General features: G+C 65.1%; 22 protein-coding genes and 1 riboswitch. Of the genes, 9 read left to right on the forward strand and 13 right to left on the reverse strand.

What is annotated here, in order from left to right:
- The first annotated feature begins 13 nt into the window (after window positions 1-13).
- Complete coding sequence (locus tag B4394_RS11780; protein ID WP_078315142.1) at window positions 14-649, forward strand: alpha/beta hydrolase family protein; 636 nt, start codon at window positions 14-16, stop codon at window positions 647-649.
- On the opposite strand, the gene B4394_RS11785 is transcribed toward B4394_RS11780, so the two are convergent.
- Together B4394_RS11785 and B4394_RS11790 are read right to left on the reverse strand one after the other, a co-directional pair.
- On the reverse strand, window positions 646-1,263 hold the full coding sequence (locus B4394_RS11785) for a TetR/AcrR family transcriptional regulator (protein WP_078315143.1): 618 nt from the start codon (window positions 1,261-1,263) through the stop codon (window positions 646-648). The two genes, B4394_RS11780 and B4394_RS11785, sit on opposite strands and share 4 nt — an antisense overlap.
- Window positions 1,264-1,369: 106 nt before the next feature.
- Window positions 1,370-2,887, reverse strand: coding sequence for a PucR family transcriptional regulator (locus B4394_RS11790; RefSeq protein ID WP_078315187.1), 1,518 nt, complete (start codon window positions 2,885-2,887; stop codon window positions 1,370-1,372).
- Between the two features lie 158 nt (window positions 2,888-3,045).
- Here B4394_RS11790 and B4394_RS11795 point away from each other — a divergent pair, with 158 nt between their 5' ends.
- From B4394_RS11795 to B4394_RS11820, 6 genes are all read left to right on the forward strand, one after another.
- On the forward strand, window positions 3,046-4,482 hold the full coding sequence (locus tag B4394_RS11795) for a gamma-aminobutyraldehyde dehydrogenase (protein ID WP_078307636.1): 1,437 nt from the start codon (window positions 3,046-3,048) through the stop codon (window positions 4,480-4,482).
- Window positions 4,483-4,484: 2 nt separating this feature from the next.
- Window positions 4,485-6,428 (forward strand): primary-amine oxidase, encoded by a 1,944-nt coding sequence (locus tag B4394_RS11800; RefSeq protein ID WP_078315144.1) that lies wholly within the window; start codon window positions 4,485-4,487, stop codon window positions 6,426-6,428.
- 2 nt (window positions 6,429-6,430) lie between these two features.
- Window positions 6,431-7,321 (forward strand): universal stress protein, encoded by an 891-nt coding sequence (locus tag B4394_RS11805; protein WP_078307632.1) that lies wholly within the window; start codon window positions 6,431-6,433, stop codon window positions 7,319-7,321.
- Window positions 7,314-8,855: an APC family permease gene (locus B4394_RS11810; RefSeq protein WP_078315145.1), complete on the forward strand. Its 1,542-nt coding sequence runs from the start codon at window positions 7,314-7,316 to the stop codon at window positions 8,853-8,855. The genes B4394_RS11805 and B4394_RS11810 overlap by 8 nt, the downstream gene beginning before the upstream one ends.
- A gap of 136 nt (window positions 8,856-8,991) precedes the next feature.
- On the forward strand, window positions 8,992-10,341 hold the full coding sequence (gene gabT / locus B4394_RS11815) for a 4-aminobutyrate--2-oxoglutarate transaminase (RefSeq protein ID WP_078307627.1): 1,350 nt from the start codon (window positions 8,992-8,994) through the stop codon (window positions 10,339-10,341).
- On the forward strand, window positions 10,338-11,792 hold the full coding sequence (locus B4394_RS11820; RefSeq protein WP_078315146.1) for an NAD-dependent succinate-semialdehyde dehydrogenase: 1,455 nt from the start codon (window positions 10,338-10,340) through the stop codon (window positions 11,790-11,792). The genes gabT and B4394_RS11820 overlap by 4 nt, the downstream gene beginning before the upstream one ends.
- A gap of 1 nt (window position 11,793) precedes the next feature.
- Here the strand turns inward: B4394_RS11820 and B4394_RS11825 are convergent, their stop codons facing one another.
- Complete coding sequence (locus B4394_RS11825; protein ID WP_078315147.1) at window positions 11,794-12,744, reverse strand: TauD/TfdA dioxygenase family protein; 951 nt, start codon at window positions 12,742-12,744, stop codon at window positions 11,794-11,796.
- Window positions 12,745-12,839: 95 nt separating this feature from the next.
- Between B4394_RS11825 and B4394_RS11830 the strand changes: the two genes are divergently transcribed.
- A complete protein-coding gene (locus tag B4394_RS11830; RefSeq protein WP_078307621.1) occupies window positions 12,840-13,556 on the forward strand; it encodes an NUDIX hydrolase in 717 nt (238 codons plus the stop codon).
- Window positions 13,557-13,571: 15 nt separating this feature from the next.
- Here the strand turns inward: B4394_RS11830 and B4394_RS11835 are convergent, their stop codons facing one another.
- From B4394_RS11835 to thiO, 8 genes are all read right to left on the reverse strand, one after another.
- The gene (locus B4394_RS11835) at window positions 13,572-13,967 is read right to left on the reverse strand and encodes a hypothetical protein (protein WP_078307619.1); all 396 of its coding nucleotides are present in this window, start codon (window positions 13,965-13,967) and stop codon (window positions 13,572-13,574) included.
- A gap of 39 nt (window positions 13,968-14,006) precedes the next feature.
- On the reverse strand, window positions 14,007-15,503 hold the full coding sequence (locus B4394_RS11840) for a M28 family metallopeptidase (RefSeq protein WP_078315148.1): 1,497 nt from the start codon (window positions 15,501-15,503) through the stop codon (window positions 14,007-14,009).
- 128 nt (window positions 15,504-15,631) lie between these two features.
- Window positions 15,632-17,131: a M28 family metallopeptidase gene (locus B4394_RS11845; protein WP_078307617.1), complete on the reverse strand. Its 1,500-nt coding sequence runs from the start codon at window positions 17,129-17,131 to the stop codon at window positions 15,632-15,634.
- 20 nt (window positions 17,132-17,151) lie between these two features.
- Window positions 17,152-17,904, reverse strand: coding sequence for an ABC transporter (locus B4394_RS11850; protein ID WP_078307614.1), 753 nt, complete (start codon window positions 17,902-17,904; stop codon window positions 17,152-17,154).
- The gene (locus B4394_RS11855; protein ID WP_078307612.1) at window positions 17,904-18,878 is read right to left on the reverse strand and encodes an ABC transporter ATP-binding protein; all 975 of its coding nucleotides are present in this window, start codon (window positions 18,876-18,878) and stop codon (window positions 17,904-17,906) included. Before B4394_RS11855 ends, B4394_RS11850 begins: the two co-directional genes overlap by 1 nt.
- Window positions 18,879-18,895: 17 nt before the next feature.
- On the reverse strand, window positions 18,896-19,618 hold the full coding sequence (locus B4394_RS11860) for a thiazole synthase (protein WP_502688523.1): 723 nt from the start codon (window positions 19,616-19,618) through the stop codon (window positions 18,896-18,898).
- Window positions 19,619-19,683: 65 nt separating this feature from the next.
- On the reverse strand, window positions 19,684-19,881 hold the full coding sequence (gene thiS, locus B4394_RS11865; RefSeq protein WP_078290201.1) for a sulfur carrier protein ThiS: 198 nt from the start codon (window positions 19,879-19,881) through the stop codon (window positions 19,684-19,686).
- On the reverse strand, window positions 19,878-20,939 hold the full coding sequence (gene thiO / locus B4394_RS11870) for a glycine oxidase ThiO (RefSeq protein ID WP_078315150.1): 1,062 nt from the start codon (window positions 20,937-20,939) through the stop codon (window positions 19,878-19,880). Before thiO ends, thiS begins: the two co-directional genes overlap by 4 nt.
- A riboswitch (TPP riboswitch) is annotated at window positions 20,938-21,053 on the reverse strand. It overlaps the preceding gene by 2 nt.
- Window positions 21,054-21,077: 24 nt before the next feature.
- Between thiO and thiE the strand changes: the two genes are divergently transcribed.
- Window positions 21,078-21,752 carry a thiamine phosphate synthase gene (gene thiE / locus B4394_RS11875; RefSeq protein ID WP_078307604.1) on the forward strand — a complete coding sequence of 225 codons (675 nt, stop codon included), beginning with the start codon at window positions 21,078-21,080 and terminating at the stop codon, window positions 21,750-21,752.
- A 56-nt stretch (window positions 21,753-21,808) separates the two neighbouring features.
- On the opposite strand, the gene B4394_RS11880 is transcribed toward thiE, so the two are convergent.
- Together B4394_RS11880 and B4394_RS11885 are read right to left on the reverse strand one after the other, a co-directional pair.
- Window positions 21,809-22,180: a hypothetical protein gene (locus B4394_RS11880; protein ID WP_078307602.1), complete on the reverse strand. Its 372-nt coding sequence runs from the start codon at window positions 22,178-22,180 to the stop codon at window positions 21,809-21,811.
- 9 nt (window positions 22,181-22,189) lie between these two features.
- Window positions 22,190-22,729, reverse strand: a complete 540-nt coding sequence (locus B4394_RS11885) for an NUDIX domain-containing protein (protein WP_078307686.1) — start codon at window positions 22,727-22,729, stop codon at window positions 22,190-22,192.
- Between the last annotated feature and the right edge of the window lie 9 nt (window positions 22,730-22,738).

Here is a 22,738-nt window from a genome sequence, read left to right on the forward strand (position 1 = left end):
TTAAGCTGAGTGCGTGAGCACCGAGGAACTTCCGGATATCGCCGGAATCGCCCACCACCCCGACGGACACCCCCACGGTGCGGTAGTGCTGACCCACGGCACCGGGGGCAGCTGCCACTCGCCCATGTTGCGTCTGCTGTGCACGGCATGGGCCGAACACGGTTGGCTGGCGATACGTTTCGACATGCCGTTCCGGCGCAACCGGCCAAGCGGTCCCCCCTCGGCCTCGTCAGCCGACAAGGACCGCGCGGGCATTGCCGAGGTGATCAACAAGGCCCGCACCCTGGTGGATGGCCCGCTGTTGGCCGGCGGTCATTCCTACGGCGGACGTCAAACCTCGATGCTCGTGGCGGAAAAGGGGCCGATCATCGACGTTCTCACCGTGTTCTCCTACCCGCTACATCCACCCGGCAAGCCCGACCGGCTGCGCACGGAGCATCTGCCCGGCATCCAGGTTCCCACGGTGTTCACCCACGGCACCTCGGATGCGTTCGGCACCATCGCGGAACTCACGGAGGCATCGGTTCTGATACCGGGCGGCGCGACAATCGTGGAGATCACCGGCGCGCGTCATGACCTGGGGTCCAAGACAATCAATGTCCCCGAGCTCGCCATCGACGCCGCGCTGGCGGCCCTGAAAGCGAACTAACAGGACCTAACGCTCGTCCACCGCATCAACAACTGGGCCGCCCGACGCAGATCGGACTCCGCCTGCGCCACGGTGAGACCGCCGTTGAGACACACCTGAATACAGCCAAACCACTGGTGCACCAGCAGTCGGATCACGGCCTCGTCCTCATCGGTCGGGTCCGAAAGACCGGCGACCTCGGATATTAGCTCATGGAACCGCTTCTCGACCTGCATCAGATCGGGCACCTCGGCCAGTGACGCCGAGTTCGAGGACCTGATCATGGCGATCGCCAGCATGCGGCGCCGTGTCAATCCGCGCAGTGCCCGTACCAGCGCTTCGCCCACCCGGTCGGCCGCGGTTTCCTCCCCATCGGGAGACAACGGGATGCGGCCCACAAGTCGCTCCGACTCACGCACCAAAGCCGAGACGAACAGATGACGCTTCGTCGGGAAATATCGGTACAACGTGCCGATGGCGACGTTGGCGTGTTTGGCGACATCGTGCATCTGGACGTGATCGAGCTCGCGCGTCATGGCGAGTTCCTCGGCCGCATCGAGCATGCGCTTGTACTGCTCATGTTGGCGCCTGGTCGATGGCACGGCGGCTGGCCGCACCGGTGACGCTTCAACCATGGCGCTCACGATCTATTCACCTGCATAAATAACCCCGAAACTGGAACCTGTTCTAAATAAGGTAGCACTACCGTAAGCCAGCGCACTGCGAATTCGCGGTCCTGGTTTAGTTCCCGGCGCTCGGCGTTCCCGCCAGCATCGCCAGCAGCAGTTCAGCGCGCACCCTCGCGATATCGAGGTCGCAGGCCAGCAGTGACTGCACGGTTTCGATGCGTTTGCGCAGCGTATGGCGGTGGACGCCGACGGCGGCGGCCGCGGATTCCCAATGGCCGTTCGCCTCCAGATAGGCCCGCAAGGACGCCATCAGTTCGGTGCTGTGGGTGACGTCATGCTCGGCGACGGGCGCCAGGGTCGCGTTCGCGACGGCGACCAGTACCTCACGACTCGCACCGAAGGACAACAGTGCGCTACCCGCCAACGAGGTGAACTCCAGCGGCGCCCCGCCGCGTTCGGACACCGACGCTGCGAGCTTCGCATTCTGTGCCGCATCGCCGAGCCGCCCCACCGGATGCGCCCCGCTCAACCCCGCCCGCAGACCCTTCCTGGTGCGCCCGTCCACCTCCGCGAACAACTGTCGGGCAAATTCAGCAGTTTCCGACCCCGGAATCACGACGGTGAGCTGGGACTCGGAGGTATGCGCGAAGACCGGGTGGCCCGCGGACTCCATGGCCCGGTTGACTACGGGCTGCACCCGCCGCAGCGCCACCGGGGATTCCGCATCCACCACCAACACCCGGATCCGCCCACGCCCGTCGGCAGCTTGTGCGAGTTGCGCCCACACCGAGTCCAGGTTCCGTGCATCGCCGAGCAGCAGCCCCAAGGCCTGCCCGTTCAACTGGCGCTGTGCGTCCTGCAGCCGCGACGGCTTATCAAAATCCAGGGCCAACAAGGAGTTTGCATGCCCCAGTAACACCTGGTCCACGAAGCTCAACGGCGTCTTGCTGACAACAGCCAACACCCCGTACGACGTACCCCCCACGCCGATCGTCTGTTGCGCGACCGCGATTCCCGGATCCAGTTGTTGCGCACCGGCCGACGCGCCCGGCGTCACCGCACCCCGGACCAGATTGATCGTCGCGACATCCAGATTGCGCGGATGGCTCGCGATCACCGTGCCGCCCGAGTCCAACACCACAACACTGGCCCGCAGCGACCGTCCAAGTTCCGCGGTGACCGCCTGCACACCACCATTGACAATCGCTCGGGTAATCCGGGGCTGAGCCCGCGACGCACGCAGCACCGCGTCGTACTCCAGTTCGGCGATGCGGGTGCTCACCGCCTTGACCACCGCGGCAAACGGGGTGCGCAGCGGCACCTCGATCAGCGGCATACCCAGCTCGTCGGCGGCCGTCACCAATTCCGGTGGCACCTCATCGAACGTCAGTCCGGTACCGAATCCCAATGCGGCGACACCATTCTCGTCGAGCGCCCGTAGGTAGCGCAGCCGCTCGCGGGTGCTCGCGGGTAGACCAATCCCTGTGGTGAGCACCAACTCTCCACCGGATAGCCACTGCGCGGGGTCGGCGAGCTCTGTGGTGAGCGCCAGATTGATCTCGCGCCCCAGACCCTCGGCGCCGCCCTTAAGGGTGAGTTTCAGGTCCTGCTGATCCATCACCCACCGCACCGGAACACTCACCTCACGGGACTGTACAGAATGGTGAAAAACACCGCGAAGATTCCCGGAATTGTCGGATGATCAGGCATGTGTCTCAGCGCACACTGGTTGTCTGCGTGCTTTCTTGACGTGCTTAGACGGATTCCCTCGACGGATGGACGTGCGATATGCCGGACTCAGTACTCCAGAACTACATCGACGGCCAGTTTGTCGATTCTTTGTCCCTGAAAACCTCCGAGCCCATCGACCTGATCAGCCCAGTCGACGAATCGTTGGTGGGCCGCGCCCCGGTGTCCAACGCCGACGACGTGAATGCGGCGGTGGCCGCCGCCGAACGCGCCTTCGCCTCCTGGGGTAAGTCCACGCCGAGCGTCCGGCAGCAGGCGCTGCTCAAACTCGCCGATGCCATTGAGGCACACATCGACGAGATCGTCGACGCCCAGTGCCGCAACACCGGGCAGCCGAAAGCCGTCATCGCCGCCGAAGAGGTGACCGTGAGCGCCGACCAGCTCCGGTTCTTCGCCGGTGCGGCACGACTCGTCGAGGGCAAATCGGCCGGCGAGTACATGGAGGGGTTCACCTCCTACGTTCGGCGCGAGCCCATTGGCGTCGTCGGGCAGGTGACACCGTGGAACTACCCGTTCATGATGGCGATCTGGAAGATCGGCCCCGCGCTGGCGGCCGGAAACACCATCGTCCTCAAGCCCAGCGACACCACACCGGAAAGCACACTGGTGCTGGCCCGTTTGACGAAGGGCATCCTGCCCGACGGCGTCTTCAACGTCGTGCTGGGCACCGCTGCCACCGGCTCCGAATTGGTGAGTCACCCCGCCATTGGCCTGGTGTCGATCACGGGCTCGGTGCGGGCCGGTATCGCAGTCGCCGCCTCGGCGGCCGAACAGCTCAAACGCAGCCACCTCGAACTCGGCGGTAAGGCACCGGTTGTGGTGTTCGGCGACGTTGATATCGACAAGGCCGCCACCGGGATCGCGCAAGCCGCCTTCTTCAACGCCGGCCAGGACTGCACGGCTGCTACCCGGGTGATCGTGCACCAGTCGATCCATGACAAGTTCGTCAGCGCCCTCAACTCCGCGGCACAGACCTTGCGGCCGGGCCTGCCCGATGACGCTGACAGCTTCTACGGGCCGATGAACAACATCAACCACTTCACCGCGGTCACCAAGAAACTCGAGAACTTGCCCGCACACGCGACGGTCGTGACCGGCGGAAAACGTTGGGGCGACAAGGGCTTCTTCATCGAGCCCACCATCGTCACCGGTGTGCGGCAGGACGATTCAATCGTCCAGGAGGAGACTTTTGGACCCATCTTGACGGTCCAATCCTTCGACGACGCGGACGAGGCCGTCCGTCTGGCCAATGGAGTGCGTTACGCACTGGCCTCCAGTGTCTGGACCAAGGACCACGAGACCGCCGAAAAGTTCACTCGCGAACTCGACTTCGGTTGCGTATGGGTCAATTGTCATATCCCACTGGTTGCCGAGATGCCGCACGGCGGGTTCAAATACTCCGGGTACGGCAAGGACCTGTCGGCCTACGGGGTGGAGGACTACACCCGGATCAAGCACGTGATGAGCGCGCACTAGACATGGCAACCGACACGTTCCATCCTCTTGATCCTCTGACCGCGGATGAATTCACCGCGACAGCCAAACTTCTGGCGCAAGCGCACGGCGTCGGGAGCGGCTGGCGGTATACGTCCATCGAGCTGTCCGAGCCCTCCAAGGCCGAGATCGCCGCATTCGACAGCAACGGCGCACGGCCCGAGCGCCGGGCACTCGCCACGTGTCTGGACACCCAACGGAACGCCACCTACAAGGCTGTCGTCTCGCTGACCGCCGGTGAAGTGCAGTCCTGGGATCACATTCCCGGAGTGCAACCCAACTTCACGGTCGACGAGTGGGAAGAGGCCGACGCCGCCCTGAGGCGCCATCCGGAGGTCATCGCCGCCCTGGCCACCCGCGGAATCACCGACATGGACCTGGTGTTCATGGATACCTGGACCTACGGCGACGCGGTCATGCCCGAGAAGTACAAGGGCCGGCGCCTCGGATGGTCGGACACCTGGGTGCGTTCCACCGAAGGCGCCAATCCGTACGCGGGCCCTGTCAACGGATTCCACTGCATCATCGACATGAACAGCATGGAGCTGCTGGAGATCGAGGACACGTTCACCGTCCCACGGCCCGAGATGATGGGCGAGTACGTGCCCCGGCACGTTCCGGAACGCTTGCGCCGGCAGAGCACCCGAGAGTCGCTGCAACCACTGCATATCACCCAGCCCGACGGTCCTTCCTTCACCATCGAAGGCAATAAACTCGAGTGGCAGAACTGGTCATTGCGAGTTGGCTTCAACTACCGCGAGGGCATGACACTGCATGCCGTGACGTATAACGACAACGGCCGGGTGCGATCAGTGGCCAACCGCATGTCCTTCGCCGAGATGATGGTGCCCTACCGGGATCACTGCGAAGATCACTACCGAAGAACAGCTTTCGATATCGGCGAGTGGGGCATCGGCTTCATGACCACCTCACTGGAACTTGGTTGCGACTGCCTCGGCGAGATCCGTTACCTCGATGCCGTGCTGCATAACAGCAAGGGCGAGCCGTACACCATCAAGAACGCGATCTGCATTCACGAAGAAGACAATGCCGTCCTGTGGAAGCACGTCGATCACGACCACGGTGCCGAGGTACGCCGGATGCGCCGGCTCACGGTGTCCTTCCACGTCACCGTCGCCAACTACGAATACCTCACGTACTGGCGGTTCTATCAGGACGGAAATATCGAATGTGAGGTCCGTGCAACGGGAATCATGGTGGTGAGCAACTTCGCCGAGGGCGCCGCACACCCACACGGAACCCTGGTCGACAACCGGACCTACGCGCCGTACCACCAACATTTCCTTGTCGCGAGACTGGACCTGGACGTCGACGGCACCGAGAACACTGTGTACGCCACCGAGACCGAGATCGAGCCGGTTGGCCCCAACAACCCGTACGGGCTGTCTCTGCGGCAGCGCAACACCCCATTGCGCACCGAATCGGAAGGCAAACAGGACTTCTGCTGGCAGACGCAGCGCGCCTGGAAGGTGGTCAACGACAACACCCGCAACGGCATCGGCACCGCACCGGCCTACAAATTGGTACCTGGTGCTGCCATCCCGGCCATGTTCGACCCGTCCTCACCGGTGCTGGCGCGCTGCCGCGCCATCGAGCACACCCTCTGGGTGACCCCCAACTCACCCGAGGAGCGCTGGCCCGCAGGAGAATTCGTTACACAGAGCAAGGAAGACCATGGTCTGCCTTCCTGGACTGAGCACAACCGCTCCATCGAGAACACCGACGTGGTGCTCTGGTATGTGTTCGGCATTCACCACATCACCCGCCCCGAAGACTGGCCGATCATGCCCGTCGACACCGTGAATTTCTGGCTCAAACCGGTCGGATTCTTCGACCGCAACCCCTCGCTCGACGTCGCACCCACCCCGCCGAAGAGCTGTCACACATCCGGACACCAGGAGGCTTAGCCATGAACACCGCCGCCAAGAGGATTGCCGTTGCATACCTGGCCACTCCGGGCGGCGATGACGCGCTAGCGGTGGGAGCGCAGATCGCACGCTCACTGGGCGCGCATCTCGATCTGTGCATGGTGCTCCCCCAGGACCGCCCTATCCTGGCGCCGCTCCCGCAGCAGGAGCGCCAGGACATATTGTCCGAGAATGCCACTCACTGGCTGAACCATGCCGAAGCCACCATTCCCGACGACCTCACGGTCCAGACGCATATCAGCTTCCACGAGTCGATTGCCGAGGGACTCATCGCGCAGTGCGAGGCTCTGGGGGTCGAGGCAGTCGTGGTGGGTGGTTCAGGCGGCGGTCTGGTCGGCAGTCTCTCGCTGGGATCGGTAGTCAACGAGCTGGTGCACTCCTCACCGATACCACTGGTGATCTCGCCGCGTGGTGCGCGCTATCAGAAGAACCTCCGCGTCCGCGAAGTCACCTGCGCCATGGGAACGCGGCCGGGCGCGCGCGTGCTGCTGGACACGGCGCTGCGGGCCTGCCAGCGCGCCGGCGCACCGCTGCGCCTGGTCTCACTGGTCTCGTTCGACCCGATCCCCGGGGGTGACGACGATCAGTCGGCGCGCGAACGCGCCACCATTCATGCTCAGCAGTCCCTCGAAACCGCAAAACTGTTTCTGCCAAAAGATTTTCCGGTCACGTCAATGGTCGCCGAGGGACCCACCGTCGAGGCTGCGGTGAACAAGCTCGACTGGCACGAGGGCGACATCATCATGGTCGGTTCAAGCCGCTTGGCACAGCCGCGACGACTCTTCCTCGGTTCGACGGCCGCGAAGATGCTCCGCGTGCTGCAGGTCCCGATGGTTGTGATTCCCAAGGAAGAAGGGGGCGATAGTGACTGAGGACGTCGCTCACGCCGAGCTGGAGAATGCCGAGCGGTCCGAGGGACTTGTCTCAAAAGGCTTGGCGGCCGGACGCATCGGCACCTTTACCGGCGCCATCCTCGGTATCTCCACAGTGGCACCGGGATACACGCTCACGGCCAGCATCGGCCTGATTGTGGCCGCGGTCGGCCTCAAGATGCCGGCCGTCCTGATCGCGGGGTTCATCCCGATGTTCCTCACCGCGTACGCCTACCGCGAGCTCAACTCGCGCGCGCCGGACTGCGGCGCCTCCTTCACCTGGTCCACCAAGGCATTCGGCCCGTACATCGGCTGGATGTGTGGCTGGGGCATGGTGATCGCCACCATCATCGTCTTGTCCAACCTGGCATCCATCGGTGTGCAATACGGATATCAGTTTCTGGGCGCCATCTTCCACAATCAGACGGTCGGCGACCTCGCCAGCAACAAGGCGGTCAACATCATCTCGACCGTCGCGCTGTTGGCCATCGCCACCTACATCTCCAGCCGCGGCATCACCACGAGCGAAAAGGTGCAGTACGTCCTCGTCGGGTTTCAGATGATCGTGCTGGTGATCTTCGCCGTCGTCGCCATCACGAAGGCGCCTGGCGCGGCCGGGCATCTCGACTTCGATCTGGACTGGTTCAACCCGCTGACGGGACTAACCCTGAGCGCCTTTGTCATTGGGCTCGTCGGCTCGATCTTCGCATTCTGGGGCTGGGACACCTGTCTGACACTCGGCGAAGAATGCAAGGACCCGACAAAGGTACCCGGCCGTGCCGGCCTGCTGTGCGTGCTGTCGATCTTGCTGACCTACCTGCTGGTGGCTGTCGCCGTGATGATGTTCGCCGGTGTCGGCGACACCGATCTGGGCCTGGCCAATGAGGAGAACAAGGACAATGTCTTTGGCGCCCTCGCCAATCCGGTGCTAGGCAGCTGGTTCGGCCCGCTGCTGCTGTTGGCGATCTTCGCCTCAGCGGTGGCGAGCCTGCAGACCACTTCCCTGCCCGCCGCCCGCACCATGCTCGCCATGGGCACCTATGGCGCCTTCCCGAAGCAGTTCGCCAGTGTCAGCCCGCGATTCCTGACGCCGACCTTCAGTACCGTGGTGGCCGGCGCGGTGACAGCCGTGTTCTACACCGTTGTCAGCCTGCTGTCCGATCGCACCCTGCTGGATACCATTGCGGCACTGGGCATCATGATCTGCTGGTACTACGGCATTACCGCTTTCGCCTGCGTGTGGTACTTCCGCACGGAGCTGTTCCAGAATGCCCACAACGTGGTGTACAAGTTCCTCTTTCCGCTGCTGGGCGGGCTCATGCTAGCTGCGGTGTTCGTCATCTCCGTGCGCGAAAGCATGGATCCGGAAAAGACGGGCAGCGGCGCCTCGATCGGCGGTATCGGCCTGGTGTTCTATCTGGGCTTCGGCATTCTGGCCTTCGGGGCGGTGCTCATGGTGATCATGCGCGTCAAGAGCCCGGACTTCTTCCTCGGGCGCACCCTGACTCGCGACACCGCGCCGCTCGTGGAATAGCAGCCATGTGGTCCGCGCGAAGGGGGAACGTACGCCAAAACGGCGTACGTGTGGGCCTTCGGTGGACAATCCGTCCATTCACAGAAACACACCGCAGCGGCAGACTGAGATCGCCGGATCGACGACAGGAAGCGCTATGACCGACATCGCCTATCGCCTCGCGCAGAAGCGCAACATCGTGACGCCCCTGCCCGGACCTCGGTCCAGCGCCTTGGCCGAGCGCCGCCGCGCCGCGGTATCCGCGGGCGTCGGATCCACCGCACCGGTCTACGCCGTGGATGCCGATGGCGGCGTGATCGTCGATGCCGACGGCAACTCCTTCATCGACCTCGGGTCGGGTATCGCGGTCACCACCGTCGGCGCCTCACATCCCGCGGTGGCCGCCGCCATCGCCGACCAGGCGGCCCATTTCACCCATACCTGTTTCATGGTGACGCCCTACGAGGGGTACGTACGGGTCGCCGAGCTCCTCAACGCCCTGACACCCGGCGATCACGAGAAGCGCACCGCACTGTTCAACTCCGGCGCCGAGGCCGTGGAAAACGCCATCAAGGTGGCGCGACTTGCCACCGGTCGCCCGGCGGTCGTCGCCTTCGACAACGCCTACCACGGCCGCACCAACCTGACGATGGCACTGACCGCCAAGGCGATGCCCTACAAGTCGCAGTTCGGGCCCTTCGCGCCCGAGGTTTACCGGATGCCGGCCTCCTACCCCCTGCGTGACGAGCCGGGTCTGTCCGGCGAGGACGCCGCACGGCGCGCGATCTCTCTCATCGAAACCCAGATCGGTGCGCAGTCGCTGGCCGCGATCATCATCGAGCCCGTCCAGGGCGAGGGTGGATTCATCGTCCCCGCACCCGGATTCCTGTCCACGCTGACGGCCTGGGCCCGGGACAACGGCGTCGTCTTCATCGCCGACGAGGTACAGACCGGATTCGCACGTACGGGTGCCTGGTTCGCCTCCGAGCACGAGGGCATCGTCCCTGACATCATCACCATGGCCAAGGGCATCGCCGGGGGCATGCCGCTGTCCGCCGTCACCGGTCGCGCTGATCTCATGGACGCGGTGTACACCGGCGGCCTGGGCGGAACCTACGGCGGCAACCCGGTGACCTGCGCGGCCGCCATCGCCTCGCTGGGTGCCATGCACGATCTGGACCTGCCGGCCCGCGCCCGGGCCATCGAGACCTCGGTGGTGTCTCGCCTCCAAACGCTGGCGCGCACCGTCGACGTCATCGGTGAAGTACGCGGCCGAGGCGCCATGCTGGCCATCGAGATCGTCAAACCCGGCACTCTCGAACCCGATGCGGCCCTGACCAAAGCCATTGCCGCCGAGGCGCTCTCCCAAGGTGTTCTGATCCTCACCTGCGGGACCTTCGGCAACGTGATCCGCTTGCTCCCCCCGTTGGTGATCGGGGACGATCTATTGGACGAGGGCATCACCGTCCTCACCGACATCATTCGTGAGAAGGCGAGCCACCAGTGACTGACCACTCAGCCCTGATCGATGCCATCCCCACCGATCTATGGATCGGCGGCAAGCAGGTGCCGTCCTCGACCGGCGCCCGGTTCCCTGTGCACAACCCGGCCACGGGTGCCGTGCTGACCACCGTGGCCGATGCCGCAACGGCCGACGGTGCCACGTCGCTTGATGAGGCTGTGGCCGTGCAACAGTCCTGGGCGGCGACCGCACCCCGTGAACGAGCCGAAATACTCCGGCGGGCCTGGGAATTGGTGATGGAGCGGCGTGATGACTTCGCGCTGGCGATGACCCTGGAAATGGGCAAGCCGCTGGCGGAGAGCCAGGGCGAGGTCGCCTACGGCGGAGAGTTTCTGCGCTGGTTCTCCGAGGAAGCGGTGCGCATCAACGGCAGGTACACCTCATCGCCAACGGGCACCGGCCGGATCCTGGTGACCAAGCAGCCCATCGGTCCGGCACTGGCCATCACTCCCTGGAACTTCCCGCTGGCCATGGGTACCCGCAAGATCGGTCCGGCGTTCGCCGCCGGATGCACCATGATCGTCAAACCCGCCGCCGAGACGCCACTCACCATGCTGCTGCTGGGCCAGGTATTCGCCGACGCCGGGCTGCCCCCGGGCGTGCTGTCGATTCTTCCCACCACCAGCGCCTCCGGCCTGACCGGCCCGCTGATCGAAGATTCCAGATTGCGCAAGCTGACCTTCACCGGCTCCACCGCCGTGGGCAAGGTACTGCTGTCCCAGTGCGCCACAAGGGTTCTACGTTCGTCGATGGAGCTCGGCGGCAATGCCCCGTTTGTGGTGTTCGACGATGCCGACGTGGACGCCGCGGTCGACGGCGCGATGGCGGCCAAGATGCGCAATATCGGCGAGGCATGCACCGCGGCCAACCGCTTTCATGTCGATAACGCGGTACGCGCTGAATTCGCCGAGAAGCTCACCGCCCGCATGGGTGCGCTCACCATCGGTCCCGGCGACGAAAGCGGCGTACAGGTAGGCCCGCTCATCACCGCCAAGCAGCGCGCCTCGGTCGACGAGTTGGTGCAGGATGCCGTCAGCAAGGGAGCTGTCATCACCACCGGAGGTGCCATCGCCGACGGCGAGGGCTACTTCTACCCGCCGACCGTGCTCACCGATGTGCCTTCGAACGCAAGAATTCTCCGCGAAGAGGTGTTTGGTCCTGTTGCCGCGATCACCGGGTTCGACGGCGAGGACGCGGGAGTCGCGGCCGCCAACGACACCGAGTACGGGCTCGCCGCGTACGTGTACACCACCAACCTGGATCGTGCGCTACGCGTTTCGGAGTCTGTCGAGTCGGGAATGATCGGCGTCAACCGCGGTGTGATCTCCGATGTGGCCGCGCCGTTCGGCGGGATCAAGGAATCGGGCATCGGGCGCGAAGCCGGCAGTGAGGGCATCGAGGAATACCTCGAAACGAAGTACATAGCATTGCCATAGGTCAGGCGGCGAACAATTCCAGTCGCCGCGGCTCCTCGATACCGGAGTAGTGACTGGCATCGCCGCTGAGGATCTGGCTTCGCCTGCCGTGGATGTCGACCGGCACATCCCCTGCCAACGTGACGCGATGTAGCTCGCGCTGTTGGTCTCCGAAGTCGGCGATACCGTAGTGCTGGGTGGCCCGGTTGTCCCAGATGGCCACATCGCCTAACCGCCAGTTCCACCGGAAGGTGTTCTCCAGTTTCGTGATACGCGATTGCAGCAGCTGGAAGAGCGCCGCGAACTCGGCACCGTGCAGGTCTTGGAAACTCTTGACGAACTGCCCGAGCAGCAGGCTGCGCTCACCGGTCTCCGGGTGCACCCGCACTACCGGATGCAATGTTTCGTACAGAGAGCTGGTGAACTCGTTGTAGTACGCCGCGCGGCGCTCGGCGCTCACGCCACCCGATGCACCTGCGCCCACGTAGTCGTACAGATTGGTATGTATGGCCCATAGGTCGTCGGCGAGCGCACGCAACGGTGTCGGCAGCTGCTCGTACGCGGCGACGGTCGACGCCCACGTGGTAGCGCCACCGTAGGACGGCAACGTCACCGGGCGCAGCACCGACGCCTTCGGGATGCGGTCGACGAAGGTGACATCGGTATGCCAGCCGTTGGCCGCCCCTTCGAGGTTCAGCAGCTCGCTGCCGTGCGAAGTCACCGTGGGGTGCGGCAGCGTCGGCTCCCCGAGCAGACCGGCGAACGCGTACTGCTGCGCGTCATCCAGATGATGCTGCCCGGTGAATACCAGCACCTTGTGGACGGCCAGCGCGAGGCGGATTGCCTCGGCCCGTTCGGCCGGCACATCGGCGCCGAGCTGTACACCGTCGACCCGGGCACCAATGTGTTCACCGAGCTTTTCGACGGTGATTCCGGCGTCACGATAGATACGTCGTGTTTGGTCGTCACTCATTCCCGCATCACAACAATCCCGGCGCGGTAAGCCCAGGGATAGAGCCAAGTCGATTCGAAAGGGCCGCCGCCGGCGGCGGCAGATATGGTCGAACGGTGATCGCGTACGACGAGGAACTGCGGGACCGGATTCGCGAGCACCTGGCGGGTCACGAACGCAGGACCGTCGAGGACCCGCAGAAACGCCGCGCCGCGGTGGCCGTGGTGCTGGTCGACTCGGATCTGGGCGAAGACCGCATCGACCCGGCACCGGTGGACGAGTGGATAGGCGGCCGGGAGATACCCGAGCAGGGGTTAGACGGCCGGATGGTCGATGTCTCGGGCGGCGCGGCATTCCTGTTGTGCCGCAGAACCTCCCGGCTCAACTCTCATGCCGCGCAATGGGCGCTGCCCGGTGGACGATTGGATCCGGGCGAGGACGCGGTGCAGGCCGCGCTGCGTGAGCTGGATGAGGAACTGGGCGTCGCATTGCCGGATTCGACGGTGCTCGGCCTGCTCGATGACTATCCGACACGTTCGGGATACGTGATCACCCCGGTGGTGGTGTGGGGTGGCGGACGTCTGGAAATGCGTCCCTCGCCCGACGAGGTGGTGGCTGCCTACCGGGTGGGATTGCATCAGCTGCAGCGCGACGATTCGCCGCGCTACGTCACGATTCCCGAGAGCCCACGCCCCGTAGTGCAGATCCCGCTGGGCAACGACCTCATCCATGCCCCGACCGGGGCCGTCTTGCTCCAGGTGCGATGGCTCTGTCTGGAGGGCCGCGGCGACCGCGTCGACGAGCTGGAGCAGCCGGTCTTCGCCTGGCGATAGGTGTCGGCGCAGGCTCTAGGACACGTCGGCGCGTGCCAACAACGTCGGCGCCCCATAAGGCGCGCCCTGTTCGGCCACCCAGCCCGGGTCGAGATACACCGAATTGGATGCGATGACATTGCCGTCGCGCAGGATCTCGCCGAGGTAGTTGCCACCCTGGTCGCTGAATATGCTCACCTGCGCTTCACGAGCCGTCATCGATATGTCGTGCGTCCAGGGCACGAAGGGGTCGAGCCAGGTGTACTTGACCGCCTTCTCGCCCTTACCCGTGCGGTAGGAGATGACCACTTGGCGGTTGCTCCCCGGATCCTGCGCGGTCACCCGGTAAGTCATTTTCACCCCGGGGTCGGCCTGCGCTACCGCGGCTGACGGCAATCCAAGAACGGCGCTCGACGCCAGAGCCACCAGCAACGCGAGAATTCTCCTCATGCGCTGGGATGCTAGCTGGACCTAACGCTCCTGTGGAGAGTGTCGCCGAACTTTGCGCTCCGGCACCCCGTTGGGCCCAGTGGTAGACAGTGCATAGGTGCCGACCGCAAAGGCCACGGCCGAGCCGTTGATCCCCAGTGCCACCTTGCCGACGTTCGCGAGATTGTCCTTCGGGCCGTGGTAGTTGGGGTCGAACGGTTGACCCGCGCGGCCCTGCCACATCTTGGCTTCCGGGCCGCTCATTTTCTCCAGCGCACCCGAGCTGATGCCGCCGACAGGGATACCCGCGGCCAGGAACGGACCGTAATCGGATCTGCCGTTGAACTCCTCGGCCGCCGGCCGCTTGCCGGCCAGGTTGAGATATCCAGCGAAGGTCCGTTCGATGCCCGCGGATCCCTCGGGTACGTCCAACGGCGGCCGGTTCGGATCCGGTTTAGCGGCCGACTGGTCACCGTCGAGCACGAAGTACCCGGCATTGGGCGAGCCGAGCATGTCGAAGTTCAGATACAGCGCGATGTCGTTGAGCTCTTCGGCGCTGCGGCCCTTCGCATACTCGATCGACCCTGCCAGCCCATCTTCCTCGGCGGTCCAGAACGCGAACCTGACGGCGTTGTTCACCACCGGCTTGGGTCCCAGCTGCAGTGCGGTCTCCAAGACCGCGGCCACACCGGTTCCATTGTCGTTGATCCCCGGGCCCTTGGCCACACTGTCCAGATGTGCCCCGGCGACCACCACATTTGCCGGATCACCTGTTGCTGTCTGGGCAATAATGTTGCGTGAGCGCACCTTCGCGATGCTCATATCCAGCACCAGGGTTACTGGCGACGAGTTGCGGCGCAGCAGGGTGTCGACTCCCGAGTCGATGATTCCGACCGGAATAGACAGCTGCTCATAGTAATTCGGGGTGAACAGGCCCTCGCCGGCGCCCGCCTGCATCGTCACCAGCACCGCCGCCGCGCCCTTCTCCTTGGCGACATTGTGCTTGTCGACCACCGAACACCCGGCACCGTCGACTACCGCAATCTGACCGTCCAGCTTGAGGGTGCCGTAATCCGCCGCGGCGCAACCACTGGCCTTGCCCGAAGGGCGGATGATGGTGGCCTTGAGCCCATCCTTGGGGGTCTGAGCGAAATAGGAGGCCTGATCCACCGCATAAGGCCGTCCGCCGATATCGACGAGCGGCTTGCCCTCGGTGAGCACCTTGAGCCTGGACAGCTCCGGCGTCTGAACCTCGAACCCGCGATCTTTCAATGCCTTTGTCACGTAGTCGGCGCTGGCGTCGTAGCCCGGCGTTCCCTCGGCACGGTTCCCGCCGTTGGCGTCGGCGGCCTGCTGCAGCTGTTGCAGGTGCGCCAGCATGGCGTCCACGGTGACGGTGCGTGCCAGATCCGCCGCCAGGTTGGGGTTGGGCGGCACCGCGGTGGCACCCGGTGTCGGGTGCGCACAGCAGCTCGCCACCACCGCAATTGCGAGCAGGGCGCAACCGCGCGCTAGCCCCCGGGCGCGAAACAGCGCCATCAAAAGAACCTCAATGAAACCTCTTGGAACCCCAGTGGACTTGTGCGAATCGAGCAATCGCACACGCTACCGCACCAGCGTTGGTTCCCAAGGCCTTTCGGGACGTTGCAACGAACCTGTTACCGCGGTTAGTCCTTCAGCTTGTGACGGGTGCGGTCCTCGTGAACGGGTACCCCGTTGCGTCCGTCGATGCTCTGCGCATACAGGCCAATCGTGTAGGCGACTCCGCCCGCGTTGATCTTGAGCGCGTCCTTGTTCACGTTGGCCAGGGTGTCGCCCGCCTGGTGGTAGTTCGGATCGAAGGGCTGGTCCGCCTTGCCGCCCCAGTCCCGCGCCTCTTCGGACGACATCTTGTCCTCGGCGCCGGAGAAGATGCCGCCGGTGGGAATGCCCGCCCTGCTGAATCCGTCGTAGTCCGAACGGCCGTCGTACTCGGTGTCATGGGCCTTCTTGCCCTGCTCGGCGAGGTACGCGACCTCTGTCCGCTCGATACCGGCCGACCCCTCGGGGATCCGCACCGGAACCTCATTCGCGTCGAGCTCTTCGGACTGGTCGCCGTCATAGGTGAGGTATGCGGCATTCGGGGACCCGAGCATGTCGTAATTCAGGTACAGGGCAATGTCTTTCAGTGCGTCCACGTCGAGGGACTTGACGTAGTCGGTGGAACCGATCAGCCCTTCCTCTTCGGCACCCCAGAACGCGAACCTCACCGCGTTCTTGACGTCCGGGCTCGGCCCCAGCTGCAGCGCGGTCTCTAGAACCGCCGCGGTACCGGTGCCGTTGTCATTGATACCCGGTCCTTCGGGAACGCTGTCGAGGTGAGCGCCGGCCATCACGACATCCGTGGTGGCACCCGTCTTGGTCTGCGCGATCACATTGCGCGCCTTGACGTCCTTGGTCTCCGCGTCGACCTTCAGGACAACCTGATCGGGATGTGCCCGCAGATCGGCTCCGGTCGACTTCGTGACGCCCACCACCGGGATCTTCGGAGCGGAGTCCTCACCGAGGGTGCCACCCGACTGGCTCTCGTCGACGTTGTCCGCGACGATCAGACCCACCGCACCGCGCTCGGCGGCAGCCTTCTCCTTCTCGGAGAATGGGCACGATCCCCGGTCGACCAAGACCACCGCACCCTTGATGTCCAGTCCGTCGTAGTCCGCGGCGGTGCAACCCGGCGACTCTTCCGCCCGCGCCGCGACCAATCGTCCCTGCACCTGGCCGCCCGGCGAGTACGAGAGCACCGAAGCGTCAACCTTCTTGGGACCAACCGTCAGCTCAAGGGATTTAGCCTGAAAGTACTTGAAACTGAACTCGGGTGTCTGTACGTCGAACCCCTTGTCCTTCAGTGCCTTTACTACATAATCGACACTCTGATCAAAGCCGGGAGTACCCGCCGCCCTGGTGTTCTTGTTCTTGTCGGCGATCTCTTGAAGCGCCGAGAGATGCTTCACGACATTGTCGACGGTCACCTTCTCGTGCAAGGAGTGCGCGAAGCCGACCGCCTCCTGGGATCCGGCCTGGGGCGCCGAACGGGGTGCCTCGCCGCCGTCTCGATCGCATGCCGTCACAGTCGCCAGTGCACATGCCGCGGACACCGCGACCGCGTACACAACCCGCTTGGTCCCCATCGTTCTCCCTTGTCCCGACCTTAAACGTCGCGTCGCTGCACCACGGCCAGGGCCGCAGCGAGCGTGATGACAACCACGGTAGCAAAGTAGATGAGGGAACCGGTCGTGCCCCAAACGAAGCGGACGCCGTCCGAGGTGTACCAAGGCACGCCGGTAAACCTGATGCCGTTGGCGAAAGGAAGAAAGGGCTGCAACGCCTTTCCTGCGTCAGTGAGCCAGCCCAGCATCAACTCGAGCACCGTCGGCCACAAGAGGAGTACCGCAACAGCGCCGGCGGTGTGTTTCAGCAACACTCCCACCGCCACCGCGAGAACGGCACACAAGAACGCGTACACGGTCACCGACCCGACCGTGTTCCACACGCCGGGTCCGTCGAGCGCCAGATTGGCACCGGCCACCGGACCAGCCATGGCACGCACCAGCACGATCGAGGTCAGCGCGGTGACCGCGGTGACCACGGCCACCCAGAGCCCCGCCACCAGGGCCTTGGCACCGATGACCGACAACCTGTTGGGCGTGGCCTGAAAGGTGGTTCGCACCATCGCGGTTCGATTCTCGTTGGTCACCGTCATGGCGGCCAGTACCATCAGGAGCGGAATCCCGACAACGGTCGCCCCGCCCGCGGCGTCGCCGGGAGAGATCGGCGTATAGACGGAGGCCGACCCACCCTGTAGGCCCGCTAATCCCAAACCCAGTGCCAGGGCGAGCAGGCTGCACCACACTGCCGAGCGAGAGGTGCAGACCTTGATCCGTTCGGCCGCGATAACCCCCATCAGCGAGCACTCTCCGCGTCGGCGGGCACATCGGTAGCGGTTTCCGGCACCACGCCATCAACCCGGCTGCGGTACTGCACGGCATCGTCGGTCAACGACAGATACGCATCCTCCAGCGAAACTCGTTGTGGGGAAAGTTCGTACAACGTCACACCGCGACGTGCCGCGAGCTCGCCGACCTGCTCGATGAGAGCACCGCTGACTTCCAACACACTTTCTTCTCCACTGCGTTCCGAGACCTTCACCGAGAACCCGCTTTCCTCCACCGCCGCGCGCAGGATGTCGATCTGGGGGCTGCGCACCCGCACCACGTCGGCACCGGCCCGGCTCACAAACTCATGCATGGACGTCGCCGCGATCAGGCGGCCCCGCCCGATGACCACCAATTGGTCTGCGGTATTGGCCATTTCGGACAGCAGATGACTTGAGACCAGCACCGTGCGCCCCTGCGCGGCCAGGCTTTGCATGAGCGTCCGGATCCAGTGGATGCCCTCGGGGTCCAAACCATTGACGGGCTCGTCGAACAACAGCACCTGAGGATCACCGAGTAACGCCACGGCAATGCCCAACCGCTGGGACATCCCCAGCGAGAAGGTGCCGGCGTGCCGATTGGCAACTTCGGTAAGGCCGACCATCTCCAGCACTTCATCCACGCGTCGGGAGGGAATGTCATTGGCGGCGGCGATCCATCGCAGGTGGTTGCGTGCCGACCGGTTGGGGTGAAACTGCTTGGGATCCAACAGCGCACCGACCTCGCGAAGCGGATGGTCGATCTCGTGGTACTGCTTGCCGCCGATCGTCGCCGTCCCGGAGGTCGGACGCGCGAGCCCGACGATCATCCGCAGCGTGGTCGACTTACCTGCCCCATTGGGGCCCAGGAACCCGGTCACGACGCCTGGCTCGACGGTGACGGAGAGGTCGTCGACCGCCGGGGTCTGCCCATATACCTTGGTCAGCGACCGCAGTTCGATCATGCGGCCCACTATGCCAGCTATTGCTGCGTGCTTCCGTCCGGATCCGGGCTGGAGGCCTGCGCCCAAAAACGGCGGGGTATGCGACCCGCGTGACGGGCGAGGTGGCCAGCGGTCACGGCCGCCGCCATCGCCGCCGCCATGCGTTCAGGATCGGCAGCGCGGGTCACGGCCGTCGCAAGCAGCACGGCATCGCAGCCAAGTTCCATCGCGAGCGCGGCGTCGCTGGCGGTGCCGATTCCCGCGTCCAGGATCACCGGTACTCCGGCCGACGCCACAATCATCTCGATGTTATGTGTGTTGGTGATGCCCAACCCGGTGCCGATGGGGGCCCCGAGCGGCATCACCGCCACGCATCCCACGTCTTCCAATCTGCGAGCCAGCACCGGATCGTCGTTGGTGTAGGGCAGTACCACGAACCCGTCATCGACAAGCTGCTCTGCCGCACGCACCAACTCGACGGCATCGGGCAGCAGGGTGCGTTCGTCGGCGATGACCTCCAACTTGATCCAGTCGGTCCCGAGGGCCTCGCGCGCCAGCTGCGCGGTCAGCACGGCCTCGGCCGCACCCCGGCACCCCGCGGTGTTCGGCAACGGCCTGATGTCCAGCCGCTTGAGCAGATCCAGCACCCCGGTGCCTCCGGCGGCATCGACTCTGCGGATGGCGACGGTGGTCAACTCGGTGCCGGAGGCGATCAGCGCCCGTTCCAGAATCGAGAGATTCGCGGCACCCCCGGTTCCCATGATGAGCCGGGAACCGAAGGATCGACCCGCGATACACAGCGGCTTATCTGCACTGGCCACCGCGCCTATCCCCCCTGCACCGCGGTGACGACGTCGACCAGGGCGCCATCGGAAACAGTGGTGTCCCAGTCGGATTTGGGTACCACGGTGTGATTGACGGCCACCGCGATACCGCACTCGGGAAAGCCCAGCTGGTCGAGCAGCTGCCAGATGTTGGCACCCTCGGCGACCTCACGCGCATCACCATTTACCTGAATGTTCATCGGGCCTCCTGACTATGTGCCTTCTCGAACCGGCGGGGATCGACGGCGGCCGGCGACTCGCCACCGTCAAGCAGCGCCCCTATCGTCTTCGCCGTCCACGGCGCGAGGAGAAATCCGGACCGGCCATGCCCGGCCGCCACGAGGGTGCGGTCATCGATCCTGCCCACCAAGGGCAGATTGTCCTCGGTCATCGGGCGAAGCCCCGCCGCGCATTCGGCGAATTCGTACTCGCCCAGACAGGGCAGCACCGCGCACGCGTCATCCAGCAGGTCCCGCACTCCCGCCACGGCCGGCGCGGTGTCGTGGCCGTGCTCGTACTGCGTGGCGCCGACGACGACGCCGTCCTCGCGGGGCACCAGGTAGACGTGTCGCCCATGGACCCGCGCCCGGATGACATGTGTGGGGGGCGGCATCGCGCCGGGACGCCGCCGGAGCCGCAGCACCTCACCCTTCACCGGGCGAACCGGCAGATCTGCGAGCGTTGCCGCCGCTACCCCGTTGGCGACCACGATCTGGTCGTCCGGCACCTCATCGACCGTGGCAACCGGCGCGCCCCTTCGCACACCGAGCGCCTCGCAGTCGGCGGTCAGGGCGTGCAGCACCTTGCGATTGTCGACGGCGAGTTCCTCGGGCGCGGTGAACCCGCGGCGGATGTTCTGCGCCAGCAGCGGCTCGACATCCCGGGCGTTGGCGGTCTCTGCGACGGTATGGCCCCGCCCGGCCAGCCAGTTGATCATCGTGCGCAGCTCGCCGACATCGGCGGTGTCGACGGCCACGGTAAGCGACCCCCGCGCGGTGATCACGGTGTTTTCCACGCCTTCGTCGATGAAGCCGTCCCGCCAGATCCCGAGGGATTCGATACCCAGACCCAGCAGGTCATCCTCACCGGGCCACGCCTCGCTGTACGGCGCGAGCATCCCGCCCGCCACCCATGACGGGCCCTTGCGGCCGTCATCGTGAACGGTGACCCGCCAACGCCGACGGGCGGCTTCACGTGCCACGGAAAGGCCGATGACACCGCCGCCGATCACGGCCACCGAGCCTTGTTGAGACGACATCACAATCGGAGTCACTCCCTTCGCCGGCATGACCCGGATCAGGTCGGACGGTCAGGGCTGGATTCGTTGGCCCACTCTCAGCCCGCTCATCCCGGGGCTCCCGCGTTACTTACACCTACAACGCTAGCGTCTTCGACTATGCACCCGCGTTCGACCCGTCTTGAGTCCGCTCACCTCTATCTCTGCACCGATGCCCGTCGGGAGCGCGGCGATCTCGCCGAGTTCGTCGACGCCGCCCTCGCCGGTGGGGTCGACATCGTGCAGCTGCGCGACAAGGGCTCGGTGGGTGAGCAGCAGTTCGGCCGCCTCGAGCCCCTCGAGGAGCTCGAGTATCTGGCGATTCTCGGTGCGGCCGCGGCCCGTCACGGTGCACTGTTCGCGGTCAACGACCGCGCCGATATCGCCCGGGCAGCGGGGGCCGACATCCTGCACCTCGGCCAGGACGATCTGCCGCTTTCGGTCGCCCGGGAGATCGTCGGACCCGATGTGCTGATCGGCCGGTCGACCCATGACGCCGACCAAGCCGCGGTGGCCGCAGCCGATGACGAGGTCGGCTACTTCTGTTGCGGACCGTGCTGGCCGACGCCCACCAAGCCGGGCCGCACCGCGCCCGGGTTGGGTCTGGTGAAAGCGGCCGCTGATCTTGGGACTTCTCAACCCTGGTTCGCGATCGGCGGCATCGACGAGGCGCGGGTGCCCGACGTGGTCGCCGCCGGAGCGTCACGAATCGTCGTCGTGCGCGCGATCACCGCGGCAGCCGATCCCCGCGCGGCGGCAGCGTCGCTTCGCGAGCTGGTCCTTCACCGAGTGTGAAGCTGCGGCGCGATTTCAGCCGAATCGTCGCCATAGCTTCACACTCGGCGTGAGCGTCAGGGCCAGATCTGCGCGGGGGCGTCCGGATACTTCGCCTTCCACCCCACCCAGGGCACGTCGGTGGGCCCGATCGCGCTCTCGAGAATGGTCCACTTCGGCCCGGTCTTTCTGAGCAGGCCCTCATACCGGGTCGGGTTGGAGCCGCCGGTGTCCTGCAGCTGACCGTCGATGAGCGCCCAGTCGTCAGCACTCTTGAACATCTTCACGTCGAGTTTGACGGGTTTACCCAGGTCAGCCTCGACGCGAGCGAGCGCGGTGGCCACCACCTCGTTGCGGTCACCCGGCCCACTCTCGGCTTTCTCTGAGCCGCAGGCGCCCATCAGCACGCTCGTGATCATCGCCAACGTCAGAAGAAATCCGATGCGCATAACGGCACGCTACGGCAGTTGCCAAGCGAAACGCCCGGGCTCGAGCTCGACAGTGCCGAGCCCATCCACGCCACTTGGCAACATTTCGACAACCCGCAGCATTGGCCAGGCCGATTTGAACCCGGGATGCAACCGCATCCCCTCGATTTTTTCCTCGGGCACCCACCGCAGCTCGGTGCTCTCGTGATTGGCCTCCGTGGGCAACAACTCGGTGGCATCGGCAACGACCGTGGTGTACGTCCAATGCGCCTGACCATCAATGCGTTTCGTCACCACCGAGGAGCGGATGGTCATCGCACCTGGTGCGATGCCCGCCTCTTCGGCTGCCTCCCGAAGCGCGGCCTGCTCGGCGGACTCATGGCTGTCCCGTGCACCCCCGGGCAATGCCCAGGTACCTCCCTGATGGCTCCACCAGGCGCGATGCTGCAGCAGGACAGCGGGCTGGCCGCTCGCCAGTGGCGCGCGCAACAGCAAACCCGCCGCACCGAACCGTCCCCAGAATCGTGCACCCGTGTCAGCGACAACCCATCCGTCACCGTCGCCACGCACAGAGTCCAC

Origin of the sequence: Mycobacterium sp. D16Q16 (assembly GCF_002013745.1) — a bacterium.
In the GTDB taxonomy this organism is placed as follows: domain Bacteria; phylum Actinomycetota; class Actinomycetes; order Mycobacteriales; family Mycobacteriaceae; genus Mycobacterium.